The sequence below is a fragment of the Streptomyces sp. NPDC048290 genome (genome assembly GCF_040652095.1).
Taxonomy (GTDB): domain Bacteria; phylum Actinomycetota; class Actinomycetes; order Streptomycetales; family Streptomycetaceae; genus Streptomyces.
This window is the reverse complement of the sequence record NZ_JBEZLM010000009.1, coordinates 59,327-76,562: the sequence shown is the minus strand read 5'-3', so window position 1 is coordinate 76,562 and position 17,236 is coordinate 59,327. Positions and strand designations below refer to the sequence as shown.

Genomic DNA, 17,236 nt, shown 5'->3' with positions numbered 1-17,236 from the left:
GTGGGGGTGGGTTCTCAGACTCGTCTCAGCTTGTGCCGCTAGTCTCCGCCGCCCGGAAGCGCTACGACGAGACGGAGGCGGCAGGGACATGGCACAGGCGGAGCGCAAGGGCCAGGGCAGGGCGCAGGGTCTGGCCCGGGTGGCCGTCGTCGTACGGGCCGGATCGGCGCCGATGTGGTGGCTCGGGGTGATCGCCGCCGGGGTCGGCGTGCTGGTGCCGGGCGTCACCGGGCGCCGGATCGGGGTGATGGCGGGGGCCGCGCTGTTCCTCGTCGCGCTCGCCGCGGTCGCCCTGCGCGGGCGCAAGCGGTACGCCGACCTGGCGCGCGGCGCCTCGCGCGCGGGCAAGCACGACATCCTCCAGGACCGGGCGGTGACCACCCGGCTCTGGCGGCGCGGCCATCGCTGGTGGCTGGCGCTGGCCTTCGCCGCCGCGCTGGGCAGCGCGTTCGCCGTGCCCGCGGCCGGGGGCATGTTGCTCGCCGGGTGCGGGGCGGGGCTGCGGCTGAAGGCGCTCTGGCTCGGGCGGCGCGAGCGGGACGGGGACGCCCTGCTGTGGGTGCGGGTCGACTGGCTCGGCACGGACGCGGGGCGCCCGGCGGGGAAGTCGGTGCGGGGGTATCGCAGTACGGGGATCGCGGCGGGGGACGCGGCGCCGGGCGGGGCGCGGCGGCGGAGCGCGGCGCTGGTCTGAACCGGCGCCGCGCCCAGGGGGCGTGGGGAGGGGCGGTGGCCGCGTCGGCGGGGGCGGGGTCGTGGCGCGCCGCTGGTGGGTGTGCGGGAGTGTCCGCTGTGCCGCTGGTGGGTGTGCCGGGGCGTTCGCCGTGCCGCTGGTGGGCGGGCCAGGGTGTCCGCCGTGCCCGTGGCGGGCCGTCAGACCTCCAGTTCCTCCTCGATCCGCTTCAGCTGGTGCCGGGCCATCGCCAGGTTCGCCCGGTTCGAGTCCAGCGCCAGATACAGGAACAGCCCGTTGCCGCCGCGGCCCTTGAGCAGCCGGATCAGGTGGTACTGGTCGGAGAGGGTGATCAGGATGTCCTCGATCTCGCTCTTGAGCCCCAGATGCTCCATCGTGCGCATCTTGGCGCGCACCACGTCCGTGTTGCCCGCGGCGGCCACGTTCAGATCGAAGTCCTTGCTGCCGCCCAGGGTGCCCAGGGCCATGCCGCTGGTGTAGTCGACGAGCGCGACTCCGGTGGCGCCCTCGATGGAGGCGAGTGCTTCCTTCAGGGCGGTCTCGGTGTTGGCCATGATGTGTGTCCTCTCAGCTTTCCTTGCGGGTGTTGTTCATGAGGGGTGTGCGGGGCTCGACCGGGGCTCGCGGGCCGGTCGCCGCCGTGCGCGGAGGCGGCGCCGCGTCGATCAGCTCACCGATCCGGGCCGCCGCGCGACGGCCCTCCAGGTGCAGCCGTCCCACGTTCACCCGGTCCTCGGTGAGCAGGGTCAGCACCGCCGTACGGCCCGCCGCGTAGGTGGCGACATAGCCGCGGGTGCCGTGCAGCAGCAGTTCGCGCAGGCCGCCTCTGCCGGTGGCGTCGGTGGTGCGGGTGGCGACGCCCAGCGCGGCGGCGGTGAGGGCGGCCAGGCCCTCGGGTTCGACGCCGGGGGTGTCATGGGCGACGACCAGGCCGTCGACCCCGGCCGCGAGGGCGCCGGTGAGCTGGGGGAGCAGGGCGCGCAGACGGAGCAGTTCGTCCAGGACGGTGGGTTCGGGTGGGGGCGGGGGGCCGCTCATGGGGTGCCTTCCGTCGGGGGTGCGGGGTGAGCGGACGGCACCGGAGACACCGGTGTGCGGGCTTCGGCGTTCAAAGGGCCTCCAGCGCATCCCTGAGCCTCTTCAGCAGGGTGATGTCGGGGTGGGGGTCGGGGTCGGGGCGGGTCATGGGTGGGGGAGTGGGGGCCGGTACGGCCGGGTGGAGCAGGCCCGCCGCCGCCAGCCGTCGGACGTCCACCAGCGTGTGGAACCCCTGCCGCCGCAGCTCCCGGGCGATGTCCGGCGCGGTCCGGACCCCGTCCACCCACTCCAGTACGGCCCGCTGCCGCGCGGTGACCGAGCGGGCCGCGCCGGGCTCCCTTCCGTCCCCGGTCCGGACCAGGGGCGCGGTGTCGGCCCGCGCGTCCGGCCAGATCCGGTCCAGCAGCGCGCGCCGCCGTAGCACCGTCCGCTCCAGCACCGCCACCGGCACCGGTCGCGTCCCGCCGTCCGCCGCCGCCGTCCCGTACCGGAAACGGCCCGGCGCGCTGCTCGGCGCCAGCGCGAAGTACGCGGCGTCGTAGAGCGCCGCGAGGCGGCACAGCTCCAGGGCGGCCCGGGGGAGCGGAGGGTGGGCGGGGGCTGCCCGGAGCAGGGTGTCGGCGCCGGGGGACGAGGGGCTCTCGGCGTGCACCACCTGACCGTGGGCCAGATGCAGGGAGCCGCGCTCACGGTGCAGGGTGCCGGTCGCCCGCTCGGCGGCGAGGCGGGTCAGCATGGGGGACAGGGCGCCGGTGTCCGGGTCGGGGGCGGCGGCGGGGCGGCGGTGGCGCTGGCGCTGGCGGACCGGGAGCGGGGGCTCGGCTGGGCGCGGGGGCGGTGGTGCGGCCGGGCGCGGGGTCGGCGGGGGTGTCGGAGGGGTCGCCGCACGAGGAGTCGGCGGGGGCGCCTGAGGGGGCGTCGGACGAAGAGTCGGGGGCGTCGGAGGGGGAGTCGGGCGAGGGGTCTGCGGGGGCGTCGGAGGGGGCGCCGGAGGGGGCGCCGCACGAGGGGTCGGAGGGGGCGCCGCACGAGGGGTCGGAGGGGGCGCCGCACGAGGGGTCGGCGGGGGCGCCTGAGGGGGCGTCGCACGAGGAGTCGGCGGGGACGTCGGACGAGACGCCGGACGAGGAGTCGGCGGAGACGCCGGACGAGGAGTCGGATGGGACGCCGGACGAGGAGTCGGCAGGGGCGTCGGCGGAGACGTCGGTGGGGGCTTCGGGAGGTCGACCATGATCATCCCAGCACCAGCCGTCCGGCTATCTCCCCCAGCCGGATACGCGCGAGGGCGAGATTGCCGTCCGCGCGGCCCAGCCACACATGCAGGACGACCGTGCTGTCGAAGGCCGTCGGCAGATAGCGCAGCACGTGGTAGCCGTCCCGGCTGGTGACGATCAGCTCCTCGACCGGCGTACCGGCCGGGTGCGGGGTGCCGTCGTGCCCGGCGCCCCGGGGGCCGTCCTCGGCCGCGAAGACCGTGAGTTCGGCGGCGGGGCGGGCCAGCTCCGCCGCCTCGGCCGCCGCCGCCTCCGCGTCACCGCCCGGGAACTCCCCGACGACCCCGAGCGCCAGTCCGCTCGTCCAGTCCACCAGCGCGGCACCCCGGGCCCCGGGCAACCGCATCGTCTCCAGCAGACACTCGTCGATTCCGGGCACGCCGGTCTCCCCTCCCGCCTGGTGTTCGCCTGAGTGACATCGACGCTACGCACAGTGCGGCAGGGGGGTGGCAGTTCTGGCATTTTCCCGTGGAACATGCATCCGGGGTACTAGCGTGGGCCAACTGGCGTGTGGAGCACGCCGGTTGGCCCAACTCCTTCTCCCGGCGGGATCAGGGGGAGCCCAGCGCGGTGAGCGCGTCGGCGTGCGCCCCGCCCGACTCGGCGACGATCTCCTCCACCCGCTGCGGCTCGCGCACGGTGGCGAAGACCACCCCGCCCGAGCCGTCCGCCGCGCGCTCCCCGCCCGCCACGAACCCGTACACCCCCGGCCGGGCCAGCGAGTTGTACGCGTAGTGGTGGGCGAAGTAGTACGCGCCCGTGTCCAGCGCCGCCGCGTAGTCGCCCTGCTCCAGCAGCGGCAGCGCCCGTCCCTCGGCGAGCAGATCGCCCGCGAAGCACGCCGGACCCGCCACGTCCTGCACCACCTCGGGCCCGGTCTTCGCCCGCCCCTTCGCGTCGTACGCGGCGATCCGCAGCGGCCAGGACTGCGGCGCGTACACCGTCCGGGTCGCCACCTGCACCCCCGCGTGGGTCACCGCCACCGGCCGGCCGCCCGCGCTCTTGGCGTACTCCACCCGGGCCACCACCGTGCCGTGCTTGGCCAGCAGGGACCGCCCGAACTCCGTCACCAGCCCGTACCGCCCGTCGAACAGCCCCGGCACGGTCCGCGCCAGCAGTCGCGCGTACTCCGCGTAGGTGGGGCTCTCGGCGTCCGAGCCGAAGTTCACCGGCAGCCCGCCGCCGATGTCCAGGGTGTCGATCTGCCGCCGCCCGAGGCGCTCGTTGATCTCCTCCGCCAGCGCGTACGTCTCCGCCACGCCCCGCGCCAGCAGCTCCAGCGGGATGCCCTGCGACCCGGTGTGCGCGTGCAGCCGGCTCAGCCACGGCCGCTCCGCGTACGCCCGCACCACCCACTCCCGGGCCCCCTCGTCGCGCAGCGCCACCCCGAACTTCGAGGTCGCCGTCGCCGTCGAGGTGGACGAGATGTCCCCGCCGCCGATCTGCGGGTTCACCCGGATGCCCAGCGGGGAGCGGCTGGGCGCCGACCGCATCAGGGCGTCGATCCGGTCCAGCTCCTGCGGATTGTCGGCGTTCACCGCGATGCCCAGGGCGAGCGCCTCGCGCAGCTCGGCCGGGGTCTTCGCCGGGGAGTCCAGCACCGTGCGGTCCGGCGGCAGCCCCGCCGCCCGCGCCAGCGCCAGCTCACCCGGGCTCGCCACCTCCGCGCCGATGCCCTCCGCGCCCAGCAGCCGCAGCACCGCCACCAGCGGGCTCGCCTTCACCGCGAAGGCGTGCAGCACCGGTGTGCCCGGCGCGGTCACCTCCGCGAACGCCGCCCGCAGCGCCGCCGCCGACTCCCGGACGCCGGTCACGTCCAGCAGTCCGACGAGCGGGGCGCCGGGGCCCAGCAGCCCCTGCTCCACGGCCGCCCGTACGGCGGCGTCCCGCCGCGCGGCCCGCTCCCCGCCGCCCCCGCCGCCCCCGCCGTGCTCCCCTGCGGCGCCCCGCGCGCCCGCCGTACCGTCCGTCATGGCGTCCCCCGTCCCGTCCGTCCCGTTCCGTTCGCTGTACGAACCCATGGGTCCAGCCAAACACGCGCCCGCCACCGGCCCCGTCCGGGCCCCCACCCTTGACTAGCTCTATTCAGCGGATCAGGATGTGAATAATCGCAGCACGTGGACGACACGGCACCGGAGCGCCACCGCCCGTGGAAGACACCGCACGTGAAAGACACCGGACGGCACCGACGACGTCCCGGTCACCGGAGCGAGCAGCCAGGAGGCAGACCATGTCAGGACCCCGGCCCGTCCGAGCCCCCCGCGGAACGGAACTGAGCGCCCTGGGCTGGCAGCAGGAGGCCGCCCTGCGGATGCTCCAGAACAACCTCGACCCCGAGGTCGCCGAACACCCCGACAAGCTCGTCGTCTACGGCGGCACCGGCAAGGCCGCCCGCGACTGGCGCTCCTTCGACGCCATGGTCCGCACCCTGCGCACCCTCAAGCAGGACGAGACCATGCTCGTCCAGTCCGGCCGCCCGGTCGGGGTGATGCAGACCCATGAGTGGGCCCCGCGCGTCCTGCTCGCCAACTCCAACCTCGTCGGCGACTGGGCGAACTGGGAGGAGTTCCGCCGCCTGGAGGCCCTCGGCCTGACCATGTACGGCCAGATGACCGCCGGTTCCTGGATCTACATCGGCACCCAGGGCATCCTCCAGGGCACCTACGAGACCTTCGCCGCCGTCGCCGCCAAGCGCTTCGGTGGCACGCTCGCCGGGACCATCACCCTCACCGCCGGACTCGGCGGCATGGGCGGCGCCCAGCCGCTGGCCGTCACCATGAACGACGGGGTCGCGATCTGCGTCGACTGCGACCCCCGGGCCATCGAGCGCCGGATCGAGCACCGCTACCTCGATGTCCGCGCCGACGACCTCGACCACGCCCTGCGGCTCGCCGTCGAGGCCCGCGACGCCCGCCGTCCGCTGTCCATCGGCGTCCTCGGCAACGCCGCCGAGGTCTTCCCCCGGCTGCTCGCCCTGGGCGCCCCCGTCGACATCGTCACCGACCAGACCTCCGCCCACGACCCGCTCTCCTACCTCCCGCTCGGCGTGGCCCACGCGGACATGGCCACCGCCGCCGCCGACGACCCCGCCGGGTTCACCATCCGGGCCCGGGAGTCCATGGCCCGGCACGTCGAGGCCATGGTCGGCTTCCAGGACGCCGGTGCCGAGGTCTTCGACTACGGCAACTCCATCCGCGGCGAGGCCCAACTCGCCGGATATGAGCGGGCGTTTGCCTTCCCCGGCTTCGTCCCCGCCTACATCCGCCCCCTGTTCTGCGAGGGCAAGGGCCCCTTCCGCTGGGCGGCCCTGTCCGGCGAGGCGTCCGACATCGCCAAGACCGACCAGGCGATCCTGGACCTCTTCCCCGAGAACGAGTCCCTCGCCCGCTGGATCAAACTCGCCGGTGAACGCGTCCACTTCCAGGGCCTGCCCGCCCGTATCTGCTGGCTCGGCTACGGCGAACGGGACCGGGCCGGGGAGCGGTTCAACGACATGGTCGCGAGCGGCGAACTGGCCGCGCCCCTGGTCATCGGCCGCGACCACCTCGACTGCGGCTCGGTCGCCTCCCCCTACCGGGAGACCGAGGCGATGCTCGACGGTTCCGACGCCATCGCCGACTGGCCGCTGCTCAACGCCATGGTCAACGTGGCCTCCGGGGCGTCCTGGGTCTCCCTCCACCACGGCGGCGGCGTCGGCATGGGCCGCTCGATCCACGCCGGGCAGGTCACCGTCGCCGACGGCACAGCCCTCGCCGGGGAGAAGATCCGCCGCGTCCTGACCAACGACCCCGGCATGGGCGTCATCCGCCATGTCGACGCGGGCTACGACCTCGCGGAGGACGTGGCGGCGGAGAAGGGCGTACGGGTGCCGATGCGCGAGGGCGACACGGACGGCGGGGACGACACGGGCGGCCAGGGCGGCGAAGGGGGCGGCGCGTGAATCAGCGTGACGGCGACCCGGTGACGCGGGCGACTCCGGCGACCGAAGCAACCCCGGTGACCCCGGCGGCGACCCCGAGAACCCCGAAACCCGGAGCGCCCCCCATCGCCACCCCCACCCCCTCCTTCCACCGCATGTGGCAGGACCTCCACCCCCTCGGCCGCCACCCCGGCTCCCACGGCTACCGCCGTTTCGCCTGGACCCCCGCCGACGCCGAGTGCCGTGCCTGGTTCACCGAACAGGCCCAGGCGCGCGGCCTGGTCCAGGAGACCGACCGGAACGGGAACCAGTGGGCCTGGCTCGGCGACCCCGCCCAAGGTGACGCCGTCGTCACCGGGTCCCACCTCGACTCCGTGCCCGACGGCGGGGCCTTCGACGGCCCCCTCGGCGTGGTCTCCGCCTTCGCCGCCCTGGACGAACTCCGCGCCCGGGGAACCGAGTTCACCAAGCCCCTCGGCATCGTCAACTTCGGCGACGAGGAGGGCGCCCGCTTCGGGCTGGCCTGTGTCGGCTCCCGGCTCAGCAGCGGACAGCTCACCCGCGACCAGGCCCACCGCCTCACCGACGGCGACGGCATCACCCTGCCCCGGGCCATGGAGTCCGCCGGGTACGACCCGGACGCGATCGGCGCCGACCCCGACCGGTTCGCCCGGATCGGCGCCTTCGTGGAACTCCATGTCGAACAGGGCCGCGCCCTGGACCTCAGCGGTGACGCCGTGGGCGTCGCCAGTGCCATCTGGCCGCACGGCCGCTGGCGGTTCGACTTCCGGGGCGAGGCCAACCACGCGGGCACCACCCGGCTCACCGACCGGCGCGACCCGATGCTGCCCTACGCCGAGACCGTCCTCGCCGCCCGCCGCGAGGCGGCCCTCGCCCATGCCGTCGCCACCTTCGGCAAGGTCGCCGTCGAACCCAACGGCGTCAACGCCATCCCCTCCCTGGTGCGCGGCTGGCTCGACTCCCGCGCCCCGCACCAGGACGACCTGGACACCGTCGTCGCCGCCGTCGAGAAGGCCGCCCGCGCCGCCGCCGACGCCCAGGGGATCGACCTGGCCGTCGTCCGGGAGTCCTTCACGCCCGTCGTGGAGTTCGACCACGCGCTGCGGGACCGGATCGGCGTCATCCTGGGCCGGGACACCGGTCTCACCGTCCCCGTCCTCGGCACCGGCGCCGGACACGACGCCGGAATCCTCTCCGGCACCGTACCGACCGCGATGCTGTTCGTACGGAACCCGACCGGGGTCTCCCACTCCCCGGCCGAGTCCGCCACCGAGGACGACTGCGTGGCCGGAGTCCTCGCCCTCGCCGACGTCCTGGAAGGGCTGATCCACGCATGACCGGCAGCACCGGCACCCCCCACGGCACCGACAGCGCCCCCGTCGGCACAAGCGACGGCACCGACGGCCCCGCCCATACCTACTGGCTGGAGCACGCCTGGCTGGACACCCATGTCGAGCCCGGCGTCCTCCTCACCGTCACCGACGGCACCCTCCGTACCGTCACCCCCGGTGTCGACGCCCCGCCGCCCGGCGCCGAGCCCCTGCGCGGCCTCACCCTCCCGGGTCTCGCCAACGCCCACTCGCACGCCTTCCACCGGGCGCTGCGCGGCACGGTCCAGGTCGGCTCCGGCACCTTCTGGACCTGGCGCGAGGTGATGTACTCGGTCGCCGACCGGCTGACACCGGACACCTATCACGCGCTCGCCCGTGCCGTGTACGCCGAGATGGCGCTCGCCGGGATCACCGCCGTCGGCGAGTTCCACTACGTCCACCACGCCCCCGGCGGCACCCGCTACGCCGACCCCAACGCCATGGGCGAGGCCCTGATCGCCGCCGCAGCCGACGCCGGAATCCGCATCACCCTCCTCGACACCTGCTATCTCTCCTCCGGCTTCGGCGAGCCCCCCACCACCCACCAGCTCCGCTTCTCCGACGGCAGCGCGGACGCCTGGGCGGAACGCTCTTCACTTCTCAAGGAACGGGATCACGTACGGATCGGGGCCGCCGTGCACTCGGTACGGGCCGTGCCCGCGGCGCAGTTGGACGTCGTCGCCGAGTGGGCCGGGCGGCGGCGGGCCCCGCTGCATGTGCATCTGTCGGAGCAGACCGCCGAGAACGAGGCATGTCTCGCCGCCCACGGCCGCACCCCGGCCCAACTGCTCGCCGACCACGGCGTCCTCGGCCCCCGCACCACCGGCGTCCACAACACGCACCTCACGGACACCGACATCCGGCTGATCGGCGGCTCCGGCACCGGCACCTGCATGTGCCCCACCACCGAGCGGGACCTCGCCGACGGCATCGGACCCGCCGTCGCCCTCCAACGCGCCGGGTCCCCGCTCAGCCTCGGCTCGGACAGCCATGCCGTCGTCGATCTGCTCGAAGAGGCCCGCGCGATGGAGCTGAACGAGCGGCTGCGCACCCGCACCCGGGGCCACTGGACCGCCGCCGCGCTGCTGCGGGCCGCCACCGCCGACGGCCACCGGGCCCTCGGCTGGGACCGGGCCGGTGTCATCGAGCCGGGCGCGCCCGCCGACCTCACCACCCTCGCCCTCGACACCGTCAGAACGGCCGGACCACTGCCCCGGCTCGGCGCCGAGACGGCCGTCTTCGCGGCGACCGCGGCGGACGTACGCCATACGGTCGTGGGCGGACGCCAGATCGTCCGGGACGGGGCGCACACGCTGGTCCCCGACGCGGCCCGCGAAGTGGCCCGAGCCGTCGCCGCCCTCCGCGCCTGAACAGCGGCACGGTCGCCGCAACGGCCGTCGTCGCACCGGACGACGGCATCCCGCCCGCCCCCGGCACCACCAGCCTCCCCCGCACCCCCGAGGACACGATGAGCAGCAGTACCGTCATCACCCACATCGCCACGCTGGTCACCAACGACCCCTCCCTCGGCGACAACTCCCCTCTCGGTCTGATCCAGGACGCGGCGCTCGTCATCGACGGCGACCGGGTCGTCTGGACCGGTGAATCAAGCAAAGCACCCGCCACTGACAATCACCTCGACGCGGGCGGCCGGACGGTCATCCCCGGCTTCGTCGACTCCCACTCCCACCTCCTCTTCGCGGGCGACCGCACCGAGGAGTTCAACGCCCGGATGTCCGGCCGCCCCTACACCGCCGGGGGCATCCGCACCACGGTCGCCGCGACCCGCGCCGCGAGCGACGGGGAACTGGAGCACAACCTCACCCGTTACCTCACCGAAGCCCTCCGTCAGGGCACGACGACGTTCGAGACCAAGTCGGGCTACGGCCTGACCGTCGAGGACGAGTCCCGCGCCCTGCGCATCGCCGCCGCCCACACCGACGAGGTGACCTATCTCGGCGCCCATGTCGTCGCCCCCGAGTTCGCCGCCGACCCGGCCGCCTATGTCGCCCTGGTCACCGGCGAGATGCTCGACGCCTGCGCCCCGTACGCCCGCTGGGTCGATGTGTTCTGCGAGAAGGGCGCCTTCGACGGCGACCAGGCCCGCGCGATCCTCACCGCCGGCCAGGCGAAGGGCCTGATCCCCCGGGTCCATGCCAACCAGCTCTCCTACGGCCCCGGGGTCCAGCTCGCCGTGGAGCTGGGCGCCGCCAGCGCCGACCACTGCACCCACCTCACCGACGCCGACGTCGACGCCCTCGCACAGGGCGACACGGTCGCCACACTGCTGCCCGGCGCCGAGTTCTCCACCCGCGCCGAGTGGCCCGACGCCCGCCGTCTGCTCGACGCGGGCGTCACCGTGGCGCTGTCCACCGACTGCAACCCCGGCTCGTCGTTCACCTCGTCCGTGCCGTTCTGTATCGCCCTCGCCGTACGGGACATGCGGATGACCCCGGACGAGGCGCTCTGGTCGGCCACCGCGGGCGGCGCCGCGGCCCTGCGCCGCAGCGACATCGGCCGGCTGACCCCGGGCGCGCGCGCCGACCTGGTGCTCCTGGACGCGCCCAGCCATGTCCATCTGGCCTACCGCCCCGGCGTCCCCCTGGTCACCCGCGTCTGGCGCGGCGGCACGGCCGTCGGCTGAGCCGCGGCCGGGCGGGGGCCGTCCCCTCAACTCCCGCCCGCGAACCCCCCGTTCAAGACCTCCCCGCCCGCCACCGCTGCCCGGTGCTCCCGTCCGTCCCCTCCACGGACCGGAGCATCACCCCGCTGCCCCCGCTCGGCGTCACCGCCTTGTCCATCGCGATGGCGGCCCGGATCAGCCCGGCGCTGTCCACCACGAACCGCAGGTTCTGCCCGCCGCCCCCCTCCACCGCGTCGCAGCTCCAGATGCCGACCCCGAGATCCGGGTCGCCCCGGCTGTCCAGGCAGTAGTACGGATCGGCGGCCGACTGGAGCGTGCCCCGCGCGGCGTCCACCCGCCACCGCTGGGTGTCCGACGACGAACAGGGCGCGGTGATGACGTCGGTCCCCTCCGCGAACCACCCGTCCCGCACGTCCAGGCACCGCCCCGAGGCCATGTTCACCACCTGTGTGTACCTGGCGCCCGGCGGATGCGCCGGAGCACGGGTCGGGGTCGGCTTCGGCTGCGGCGCCCGGGTCGTACTCGTCGGTGCCGGAGTCGCCGACGGCGACGGCGGTCTGCTGGACGGTGAGGACGACGGCGAGGCGCTGGACGGGGTCGCGGACACCGTCGCCGTCACGGTCACCGCGGGCGGCGGGGGCGCCACCGTCACCGGTCTCGCGGCCTGCGCGGGCGGCGGATCGTCCGGCGACAGCGCCGACAGCAGCGCGATCAGCGCGACCACCAGCCCCGCCGAGAACAGCGCGACCCGCCGCGAGGAGGCCCAGGCGGGCCGTCGCCCGGTCCGTTCGGCGGTGCCCGGCTCACCGCCCCGCTGCCGGGCGGCGTACGCGGCGCCCGCCCAGGGCAGCAGCCCCTCGGCCAGCGTGGTGCGCGGGGCGTCGCGCAGCGCGGTCAGCTCCTCATAGGCGCCGGAGCAGTACGGACAGTGCGTCATATGGGCGACCAGGTCCGGGCTGTGCCGGGGCGAGTCGGGCCGGACGGACTCCTCGATCAGCCGCCGGAAGTCCTGGCAGCTGGGGTCGTCCGAGGCGGCCAGCCGGGAGCGCAGCAGGGCACGGCCGAGCGCGGTGAGCGCCGGTTCGGTGCCGTAGGCCACGTCCGCGCGGGAGACACCGAGCAGCAGCGCGGTGCGCTCGGTGCTCTCGCCCTCCACCAGGCCGTACCAGATCAGCCCGCGGATACGCTCCGGGAGCGTCTGGAACGCGGTGAGCATGGGCGGTACGGGACCGTCCGGGCCGCCGGTGTTCAGCACCAGCAGCAGCCCCGCGTCCAGCGCGGCGGAGCGCTCGCCCTCGGCCCAGCCGAGGGCCACCCGCTCGACCAGGAGCAGGAGTTGATGGCGCCACGGACCGGCCGGGTCGGTGCCGCGGGCGGTCTCGCGGGCGGCCAGCGTGAACGCCTGCGCGGCGAGCTGACGGGCCGCCGAGTCGCCGGTGGTGCACAGCCGGGCGTAGCCGATGACCGACTCCCGGTGGCGGGCGCGTAGTTCCTGGAGCGCCGGGTAGGCGACAGCGGTGGGGGCGCGCAGCAGTTCGGTCAACCGGGCGTCGGACGCGCCGGAGTGCACCCCTTCCGTGGTCGTGTGGTCGTCGCCGGTCCCCTGGGGCCGAGCCATTCAGCAGCCTCCTTGCGTTCCCCCGCTGTGCTGAGCCGGGTCAGCAGCGAATCGATCCGCATTGCTGACGTACCGGCCAGTTTGGAGGGTGACCATAGTGGTCCAGTGCGGCGCGCGGGAAAAGGGGCTACCGGCGGTAACGCGTACGGCTCACATGGGCGCGCTCCCATGGACCCCGGTCCATCGCACATGACACACCCGGCGCCGCAGGGCGCCGGGTGCGAAGTCTCTCCGGTTTTTCTGTGGGGTTCCTACAGCTCGGCGCCTGGTGGCGCCGCATGGCCGAGGGCCGCGGATCAGTCGTCGGCGGTGAGCCCGCGCCGCAGTCGTCGCAGCGTGCGGGAGAGCAGCCGGGACACATGCATCTGGGAGATGCCGAGTTCGTCGCCGATCTCGGACTGGGTCATATTGGCCACGAACCGCAAGGACAGGATCTGCCGGTCCCTGACGGGCAGTTCGGCGATCAGCGGCTTCAGCGACTCGACGTACTCGATGCCCTCGATGCCGTGGTCCTCGTAGCCGATCCGGTCGGCGAGGGCGCCCTCGGAGTCGTCGTCCTCCGGCTGGGCGTCCAGCGAGGAGGCGGTGTAGGCGTTGGCGGCGGCCATGCCCTCGACCACCTCTTCGGTGGAGATGCCCAGATGCCCGGCGAGTTCGGCCGGGGTCGGCGCCCGGTCCAGCCGCTGGGCGAGTTCGTCCCCGGCCTTGGCGAGGTCGAGCCGCAGCTCCTGGAGGCGCCGGGGGACCCGTACCGACCAGGACGTGTCCCGGAAGAAGCGCTTGATCTCGCCGATGATGGTCGGCATCGCGAAGGTGGGGAACTCCACCCCCCGGGACAGCTCGAACCGGTCGATCGCCTTGATCAGCCCGATGGTGCCGACCTGGACGATGTCCTCCATCGGCTCACTGCGGGAACGGAACCGGGAGGCGGCGAACTTGACGAGGGCGAGGTTCAGCTCGACGAGCGTGTTGCGGACGTAGGCGTACGCGTGGGTGCCTTCCTCGAGGGACTCCAGCCGCTCGAAGAGGGTCTTGGACAGGGCCCGCGCGTCGACCGGACCGATCTCGTCGAAGGGCGGGATCTCCGGGAGCCCGGCCATCGGGTCGACGGGGTGGGCCGGGTGGATCGGGTGGATCGGGTGGGCCGGGTCGGCCAGGTGGATCAGGTCGACCGGGTGGTTCGCGGGGGTCCCGGGGCTCATGGCGCTCACGGGAGCGGGACCGGTGTCGTGCGTCGACGTCGCCGTCTGGTCCTGCGAGGCGTCGAGCCGGGGTGACATGGGTGTCCTCCATCGTTCTCGGCATATGGCTGCCGAAGCCGGTACGTGCGGTGCGGTGTGCGGCGCCTCCAAAGCCGGCCGAGTCCGATTACGTGTCCCTACTAGCCCTACCCGCTCCTCGGTACTGACTGCAAGTACCGTTACGGCGCAAATGTCCGAGTATGTGAGGTTGTTCGGGTGTCAGGGAGGGGGGTGAGGGCGTAGGGTTCGAGGGCGCCGTCGGTCGCATCGGCCGGTGGACAGACGGACCGTCGGCAGGCGGACGGACCGGTCGGCAGTCACCAACCCCCCGGGAGAAGAGACGGCATGGACCACGGGATGCTCGGCAGCGCACAGTCGGGCCGGCTTCTGGTGGAGGTGCGGCAGGAGGGGGTGAGCGCCGTGGTGACTCCGGCGGGTGAGCTGGATCACCACACGGCCGACCTGCTGCGCGAACCGCTGGAGGAATGCCTCGCCCAGGGCTTGACCCGGCTGGTGGTCGACTGCACCCGGCTGGACTTCTGCGACTCCACGGGCCTCAATGTGCTGCTCGGTGCCCGGCTCAAGGCCGAGGCGGCCGGTGGCGAGGTCCATCTGGCCGGGATGCAGCCGGTGGTCGCCAGGGTGTTCGAGATCACGGGCGTGGAAGCGGTCTTCACCCTCCATGATTCGGTGGAAGCGGCCCTCTCCGACGGCTCCACCTGAGACGCTGCCCGGGTATCTGTTCGATGCTCGGCCCGAGGGGTCGAACGGGGGGTGTTCCTCCCGAATCGTCGGGCAGAAGAGATCGCAGAGCAGGTCGCAGGACAGGTCGCAGAACAGATCGCAGGACAGGTCGCGGCACCGGTGGGACGTACGCCACAGATGTGGAAACCCCCGGTACCGCCGACAATGACGCTTGAATCATGAACTTGGTGAACTGGTGAACTGGTGAATCGGTGAGGTGAAGCGCTGATGAGCACCACCCGGCCCTACCCGCCGGGCTCCCCTGAGCCCACAGGCGCTTCCGGCATGTCCGAGCCCGCGGGCGCCTCCGGCGTGTCCGAGCCGGTCGGTGCGTCCGGCGCTTCCGGCGTGGCCCAGCCGGTCGGTGCGTCCGGCGCCTCCGGCGTCCCCGCGGATCCCCCCGCCGAGGCGGCCCCCGGCACCGATCACCCCACCGGACGCCAGATGCGCAGGCTGAGCTTCGAGGGTCAGGCCGGGATCGTCCCGATGGCCCGCGACTTCGCCCGGCAGGCGCTCTACGCCTGGGGCTGGCTGCCCGCCGCCTCCGCCGACCGCCGGGCCGCCGCCGAGGACGTCCTGCTCGTCGTCTCCGAACTGGTCACCAACGCCTGTCTGCACGCCGAGGGACCGGACGAGATGTGGATCGCCTGCGACCGCAAGGTGATCCGGATCGAGGTCTCCGACCGGGGCACGGGCCAGCCGTCGCCGCGCACCCCGCACCGCGCGGGCCGCCCCGGCGGACATGGCATGTTCATCGTCCAGCGGCTCTGCCTGGACTGGGGGGTCGTCCGGACGCCGGGCCTCGCGGGCAAGACGGTCTGGGCGGAACTGGCCGCCCCGGCGTAACACCGCCGCGACGTAACGCCGCCCCGGCGTAACACCGCCGCGACGTAACGCCGCCCCGGCGTAGCACCGCCCCACGCTCACCGCCCTCCCCCACCACCTCACCCTCACCCTCACAACTCACGGTGCGGTCTCTCTTCCCTCCTCACGGCATCGGCCGTACCTTGACGGCCCATCTGATACGCCGTCAGAAATGAGGAGGGACCGTGCCGTACCGGAAGCGAACCGCCGCGGCCCTGGCCGGTGCGGCCGTACTGCTGGCCGCACCCGCGGCCCGAGCCGACGTCGTGGACGTCGATTACTCGTGCAAGACCCCGATCGGCGACAAGAGCGCCGTCTCGCCCATCGACATCAAGGGAGTCGAGAACGGCGACGGCTACAAGATCACCATGTCCTGGCAGAAGGGCGTGTCCTCCAGCCCCGTCGAGCTGGGCAAGGGCGCGATGACCCCGAGCGCCACCATCGAACTGGGCGGCGCCGACAGCGGCACGCTCACCGTCACCGGCCCCGCCAACCAGGAGGCGATCCCGGCCGAGACCCCCATCAAGATCAGCGACCTCTCCGGTACGTACACCCCGAAGAAGTCCGGGAAGGTCACCTTCACGGCCGGGGTGCTCACCATCAAGGCGCTGGGGACGACGACGACCTGTACGCCCGCGAACGACCCGGGCCCGTCGCTCACCCTGGACGTGACGGCGGCGGGCGGCTCGGGAGGCGGCGGCTCCAGCACCGGCGGGGGCGGTGGCGGCGAGGAGCAGCTCCCGCAGACCGGCCCGGAGGACTCCGCGATCGCGTTGGCGACCTTCGGCGGAACGGTCCTGCTGGTGGGCGCGGCGGGCACGCTCTGGCTCACCCGACGCGGCCAGCGGGTCCGGGCGAACCGCTGACGTGCCGCCGATGTGCCGCTGACAAGCCGCTGACGTGCCGAGACCTCCCGGGGAGCCGCCGATGCCACCGCCGTCACCGCCGTCCGCCGTGACCGCCGCCGCGTTCCTGCTGCCGGTCCTGCCGGTCCTGCCGGTCGTACTGGCCGTACTGGTGCTGCTGGCCGTGCCCGCGTCGGCCGCCGAGGGCTGGTCCGCGGCGCCCGCGGGCGGCGGCCGGCCGTCGTTCTACGCCGAGGGCACCCCCGGCACGGCACTGCGGGACACGGTGTCGGTGACCAACCGCACGGCCGCCCCGGTCGACGTACGCCTCACCGCGACCGGGGTCGAGGCGCGCTTCTCCGACGCCGAGCTGCGGGTGCCGCCCCGCACCCGCGCCGAGATCCCGTTCACGGTGACGGTCCCGCGCGACGCGCCCCCCGGCGACCGGGCGGGCGAGCTCGTCGTACGGGACGCGGACGGCCGGACGAACAGGCTCGCGCTACGGCTGCGCACGGGCGGCCCCGAGCTGTCCGCACTGACCGTGGAGCGCACCGAGGTCGTCCCGGAGGGCATCAGATACGACCTGGTCAACCGGGGTACGACCACACTCGCCCCGGCGCTGGCGGTCCGCGCGGAGGGGGTCTTCGGCACGGTCCTGGACCGCCCCGCCCGTCCGCTGGACACGAAGATCCCGCCGGGCCGCCGGGTGACCCTGACCGAGCCGTGGCCGGACCGCCCGGCGCTGGACACGGTGGAGATCCGGCTGACGGCGACGGCGGGGGAGGGGGTACGGGCACAGGCGACGGCCTCGGCCCCCTTCGTCCCCTGGCGCACCCTGACGACGACGGCGGCGGCGCTGACGCTGGCGGCGCTGATCACCGTACGACGGCGACGGCGACGACTGGGCGGTACGACGGCCGGGGACCCCCGCCCGGCACCGGAGCTGACGGGAGCGCGGACGTGA

Annotated in this window: 16 protein-coding genes; 9 read left to right on the top strand and 7 right to left on the bottom strand. The window is 74.0% G+C overall.

What is annotated here, in order from left to right; all coding sequences use genetic code 11:
* The first annotated feature begins 88 nt into the window (after positions 1 to 88).
* Positions 89 to 694, top strand: a complete 606-nt coding sequence (locus tag AB0D49_RS17355; protein ID WP_362757892.1) for a hypothetical protein — start codon at positions 89 to 91, stop codon at positions 692 to 694.
* A gap of 179 nt (positions 695 to 873) precedes the next feature.
* On the opposite strand, the gene AB0D49_RS17350 is transcribed toward AB0D49_RS17355, so the two are convergent.
* The 5 genes from AB0D49_RS17350 to AB0D49_RS17330 form a co-directional block, all read right to left on the bottom strand.
* A complete protein-coding gene (locus tag AB0D49_RS17350) occupies positions 874 to 1,248 on the bottom strand; it encodes a hypothetical protein (RefSeq protein ID WP_362757890.1) in 375 nt (124 codons plus the stop codon).
* 13 nt (positions 1,249 to 1,261) lie between these two features.
* Complete coding sequence (locus AB0D49_RS17345) at positions 1,262 to 1,732, bottom strand: roadblock/LC7 domain-containing protein (protein ID WP_362757888.1); 471 nt, start codon at positions 1,730 to 1,732, stop codon at positions 1,262 to 1,264.
* 70 nt (positions 1,733 to 1,802) lie between these two features.
* On the bottom strand, positions 1,803 to 2,468 hold the full coding sequence (locus AB0D49_RS17340) for a transcriptional regulator (protein WP_362757886.1): 666 nt from the start codon (positions 2,466 to 2,468) through the stop codon (positions 1,803 to 1,805).
* A 497-nt stretch (positions 2,469 to 2,965) separates the two neighbouring features.
* Entirely contained in the window at positions 2,966 to 3,385 is a 420-nt protein-coding gene (locus tag AB0D49_RS17335; protein WP_362757884.1) for a hypothetical protein, read from the bottom strand.
* A 172-nt stretch (positions 3,386 to 3,557) separates the two neighbouring features.
* On the bottom strand, positions 3,558 to 5,027 hold the full coding sequence (locus AB0D49_RS17330) for a diaminopimelate decarboxylase (protein ID WP_362757882.1): 1,470 nt from the start codon (positions 5,025 to 5,027) through the stop codon (positions 3,558 to 3,560).
* A gap of 209 nt (positions 5,028 to 5,236) precedes the next feature.
* Between AB0D49_RS17330 and hutU the strand changes: the two genes are divergently transcribed.
* From hutU to hutI, 4 genes are all read left to right on the top strand, one after another.
* The gene (gene hutU, locus AB0D49_RS17325; protein WP_362757880.1) at positions 5,237 to 6,946 is read left to right on the top strand and encodes a urocanate hydratase; all 1,710 of its coding nucleotides are present in this window, start codon (positions 5,237 to 5,239) and stop codon (positions 6,944 to 6,946) included.
* 134 nt (positions 6,947 to 7,080) lie between these two features.
* Positions 7,081 to 8,283: an allantoate amidohydrolase gene (locus tag AB0D49_RS17320; RefSeq protein WP_362758383.1), complete on the top strand. Its 1,203-nt coding sequence runs from the start codon at positions 7,081 to 7,083 to the stop codon at positions 8,281 to 8,283.
* Positions 8,280 to 9,686 carry a formimidoylglutamate deiminase gene (locus AB0D49_RS17315; RefSeq protein ID WP_362757878.1) on the top strand — a complete coding sequence of 469 codons (1,407 nt, stop codon included), beginning with the start codon at positions 8,280 to 8,282 and terminating at the stop codon, positions 9,684 to 9,686. Before AB0D49_RS17320 ends, AB0D49_RS17315 begins: the two co-directional genes overlap by 4 nt.
* 98 nt (positions 9,687 to 9,784) lie before the next feature.
* A complete protein-coding gene (hutI, locus tag AB0D49_RS17310) occupies positions 9,785 to 10,960 on the top strand; it encodes an imidazolonepropionase (RefSeq protein ID WP_362757876.1) in 1,176 nt (391 codons plus the stop codon).
* Between the two features lie 52 nt (positions 10,961 to 11,012).
* On the opposite strand, the gene AB0D49_RS17305 is transcribed toward hutI, so the two are convergent.
* Positions 11,013 to 12,578, bottom strand: coding sequence for an RICIN domain-containing protein (locus tag AB0D49_RS17305; RefSeq protein WP_362757874.1), 1,566 nt, complete (start codon positions 12,576 to 12,578; stop codon positions 11,013 to 11,015).
* Positions 12,579 to 12,874: 296 nt separating this feature from the next.
* Positions 12,875 to 13,858 (bottom strand): SigB/SigF/SigG family RNA polymerase sigma factor, encoded by a 984-nt coding sequence (locus AB0D49_RS17300; protein ID WP_362757872.1) that lies wholly within the window; start codon positions 13,856 to 13,858, stop codon positions 12,875 to 12,877.
* Between the two features lie 306 nt (positions 13,859 to 14,164).
* Here AB0D49_RS17300 and AB0D49_RS17295 point away from each other — a divergent pair, with 306 nt between their 5' ends.
* The 4 genes from AB0D49_RS17295 to AB0D49_RS17280 all read left to right on the top strand — a co-directional run bounded on the left by AB0D49_RS17295 (position 14,165) and on the right by AB0D49_RS17280 (position 17,236).
* A complete protein-coding gene (locus AB0D49_RS17295; RefSeq protein ID WP_362757871.1) occupies positions 14,165 to 14,542 on the top strand; it encodes an STAS domain-containing protein in 378 nt (125 codons plus the stop codon).
* A 249-nt stretch (positions 14,543 to 14,791) separates the two neighbouring features.
* Entirely contained in the window at positions 14,792 to 15,409 is a 618-nt protein-coding gene (locus tag AB0D49_RS17290; RefSeq protein WP_362757869.1) for an ATP-binding protein, read from the top strand.
* A 203-nt stretch (positions 15,410 to 15,612) separates the two neighbouring features.
* Positions 15,613 to 16,293 carry an LPXTG cell wall anchor domain-containing protein gene (locus AB0D49_RS17285; protein WP_362757867.1) on the top strand — a complete coding sequence of 227 codons (681 nt, stop codon included), beginning with the start codon at positions 15,613 to 15,615 and terminating at the stop codon, positions 16,291 to 16,293.
* 61 nt (positions 16,294 to 16,354) lie between these two features.
* On the top strand, positions 16,355 to 17,236 hold the full coding sequence (locus tag AB0D49_RS17280; RefSeq protein ID WP_362757865.1) for a hypothetical protein: 882 nt from the start codon (positions 16,355 to 16,357) through the stop codon (positions 17,234 to 17,236).

What these genes read in the sequence shown, in the direction of transcription:
- AB0D49_RS17355 (WP_362757892.1), top strand. Translation starts at nt 89, where the DNA reads ATGGCACAGGCGGAGCGCAAGGGCCAGGGCAGGGCGCAGGGTCTGGCC.
- AB0D49_RS17350 (WP_362757890.1), bottom strand. Translation starts at nt 1,248, where the DNA reads ATGGCCAACACCGAGACCGCCCTGAAGGAAGCACTCGCCTCCATCGAG.
- AB0D49_RS17345 (WP_362757888.1), bottom strand. Translation starts at nt 1,732, where the DNA reads ATGAGCGGCCCCCCGCCCCCACCCGAACCCACCGTCCTGGACGAACTG.
- AB0D49_RS17340 (WP_362757886.1), bottom strand. Translation starts at nt 2,468, where the DNA reads ATGCTGACCCGCCTCGCCGCCGAGCGGGCGACCGGCACCCTGCACCGT.
- AB0D49_RS17330 (WP_362757882.1), bottom strand. Translation starts at nt 5,027, where the DNA reads ATGGGTTCGTACAGCGAACGGAACGGGACGGACGGGACGGGGGACGCC.
- hutU (WP_362757880.1), top strand. Translation starts at nt 5,237, where the DNA reads ATGTCAGGACCCCGGCCCGTCCGAGCCCCCCGCGGAACGGAACTGAGC.
- AB0D49_RS17320 (WP_362758383.1), top strand. Translation starts at nt 7,081, where the DNA reads ATGTGGCAGGACCTCCACCCCCTCGGCCGCCACCCCGGCTCCCACGGC.
- AB0D49_RS17315 (WP_362757878.1), top strand. Translation starts at nt 8,280, where the DNA reads ATGACCGGCAGCACCGGCACCCCCCACGGCACCGACAGCGCCCCCGTC.
- hutI (WP_362757876.1), top strand. Translation starts at nt 9,785, where the DNA reads ATGAGCAGCAGTACCGTCATCACCCACATCGCCACGCTGGTCACCAAC.
- AB0D49_RS17305 (WP_362757874.1), bottom strand. Translation starts at nt 12,578, where the DNA reads ATGGCTCGGCCCCAGGGGACCGGCGACGACCACACGACCACGGAAGGG.
- AB0D49_RS17300 (WP_362757872.1), bottom strand. Translation starts at nt 13,858, where the DNA reads ATGTCACCCCGGCTCGACGCCTCGCAGGACCAGACGGCGACGTCGACG.
- AB0D49_RS17295 (WP_362757871.1), top strand. Translation starts at nt 14,165, where the DNA reads ATGGACCACGGGATGCTCGGCAGCGCACAGTCGGGCCGGCTTCTGGTG.
- AB0D49_RS17290 (WP_362757869.1), top strand. Translation starts at nt 14,792, where the DNA reads ATGAGCACCACCCGGCCCTACCCGCCGGGCTCCCCTGAGCCCACAGGC.
- AB0D49_RS17280 (WP_362757865.1), top strand. Translation starts at nt 16,355, where the DNA reads ATGCCACCGCCGTCACCGCCGTCCGCCGTGACCGCCGCCGCGTTCCTG.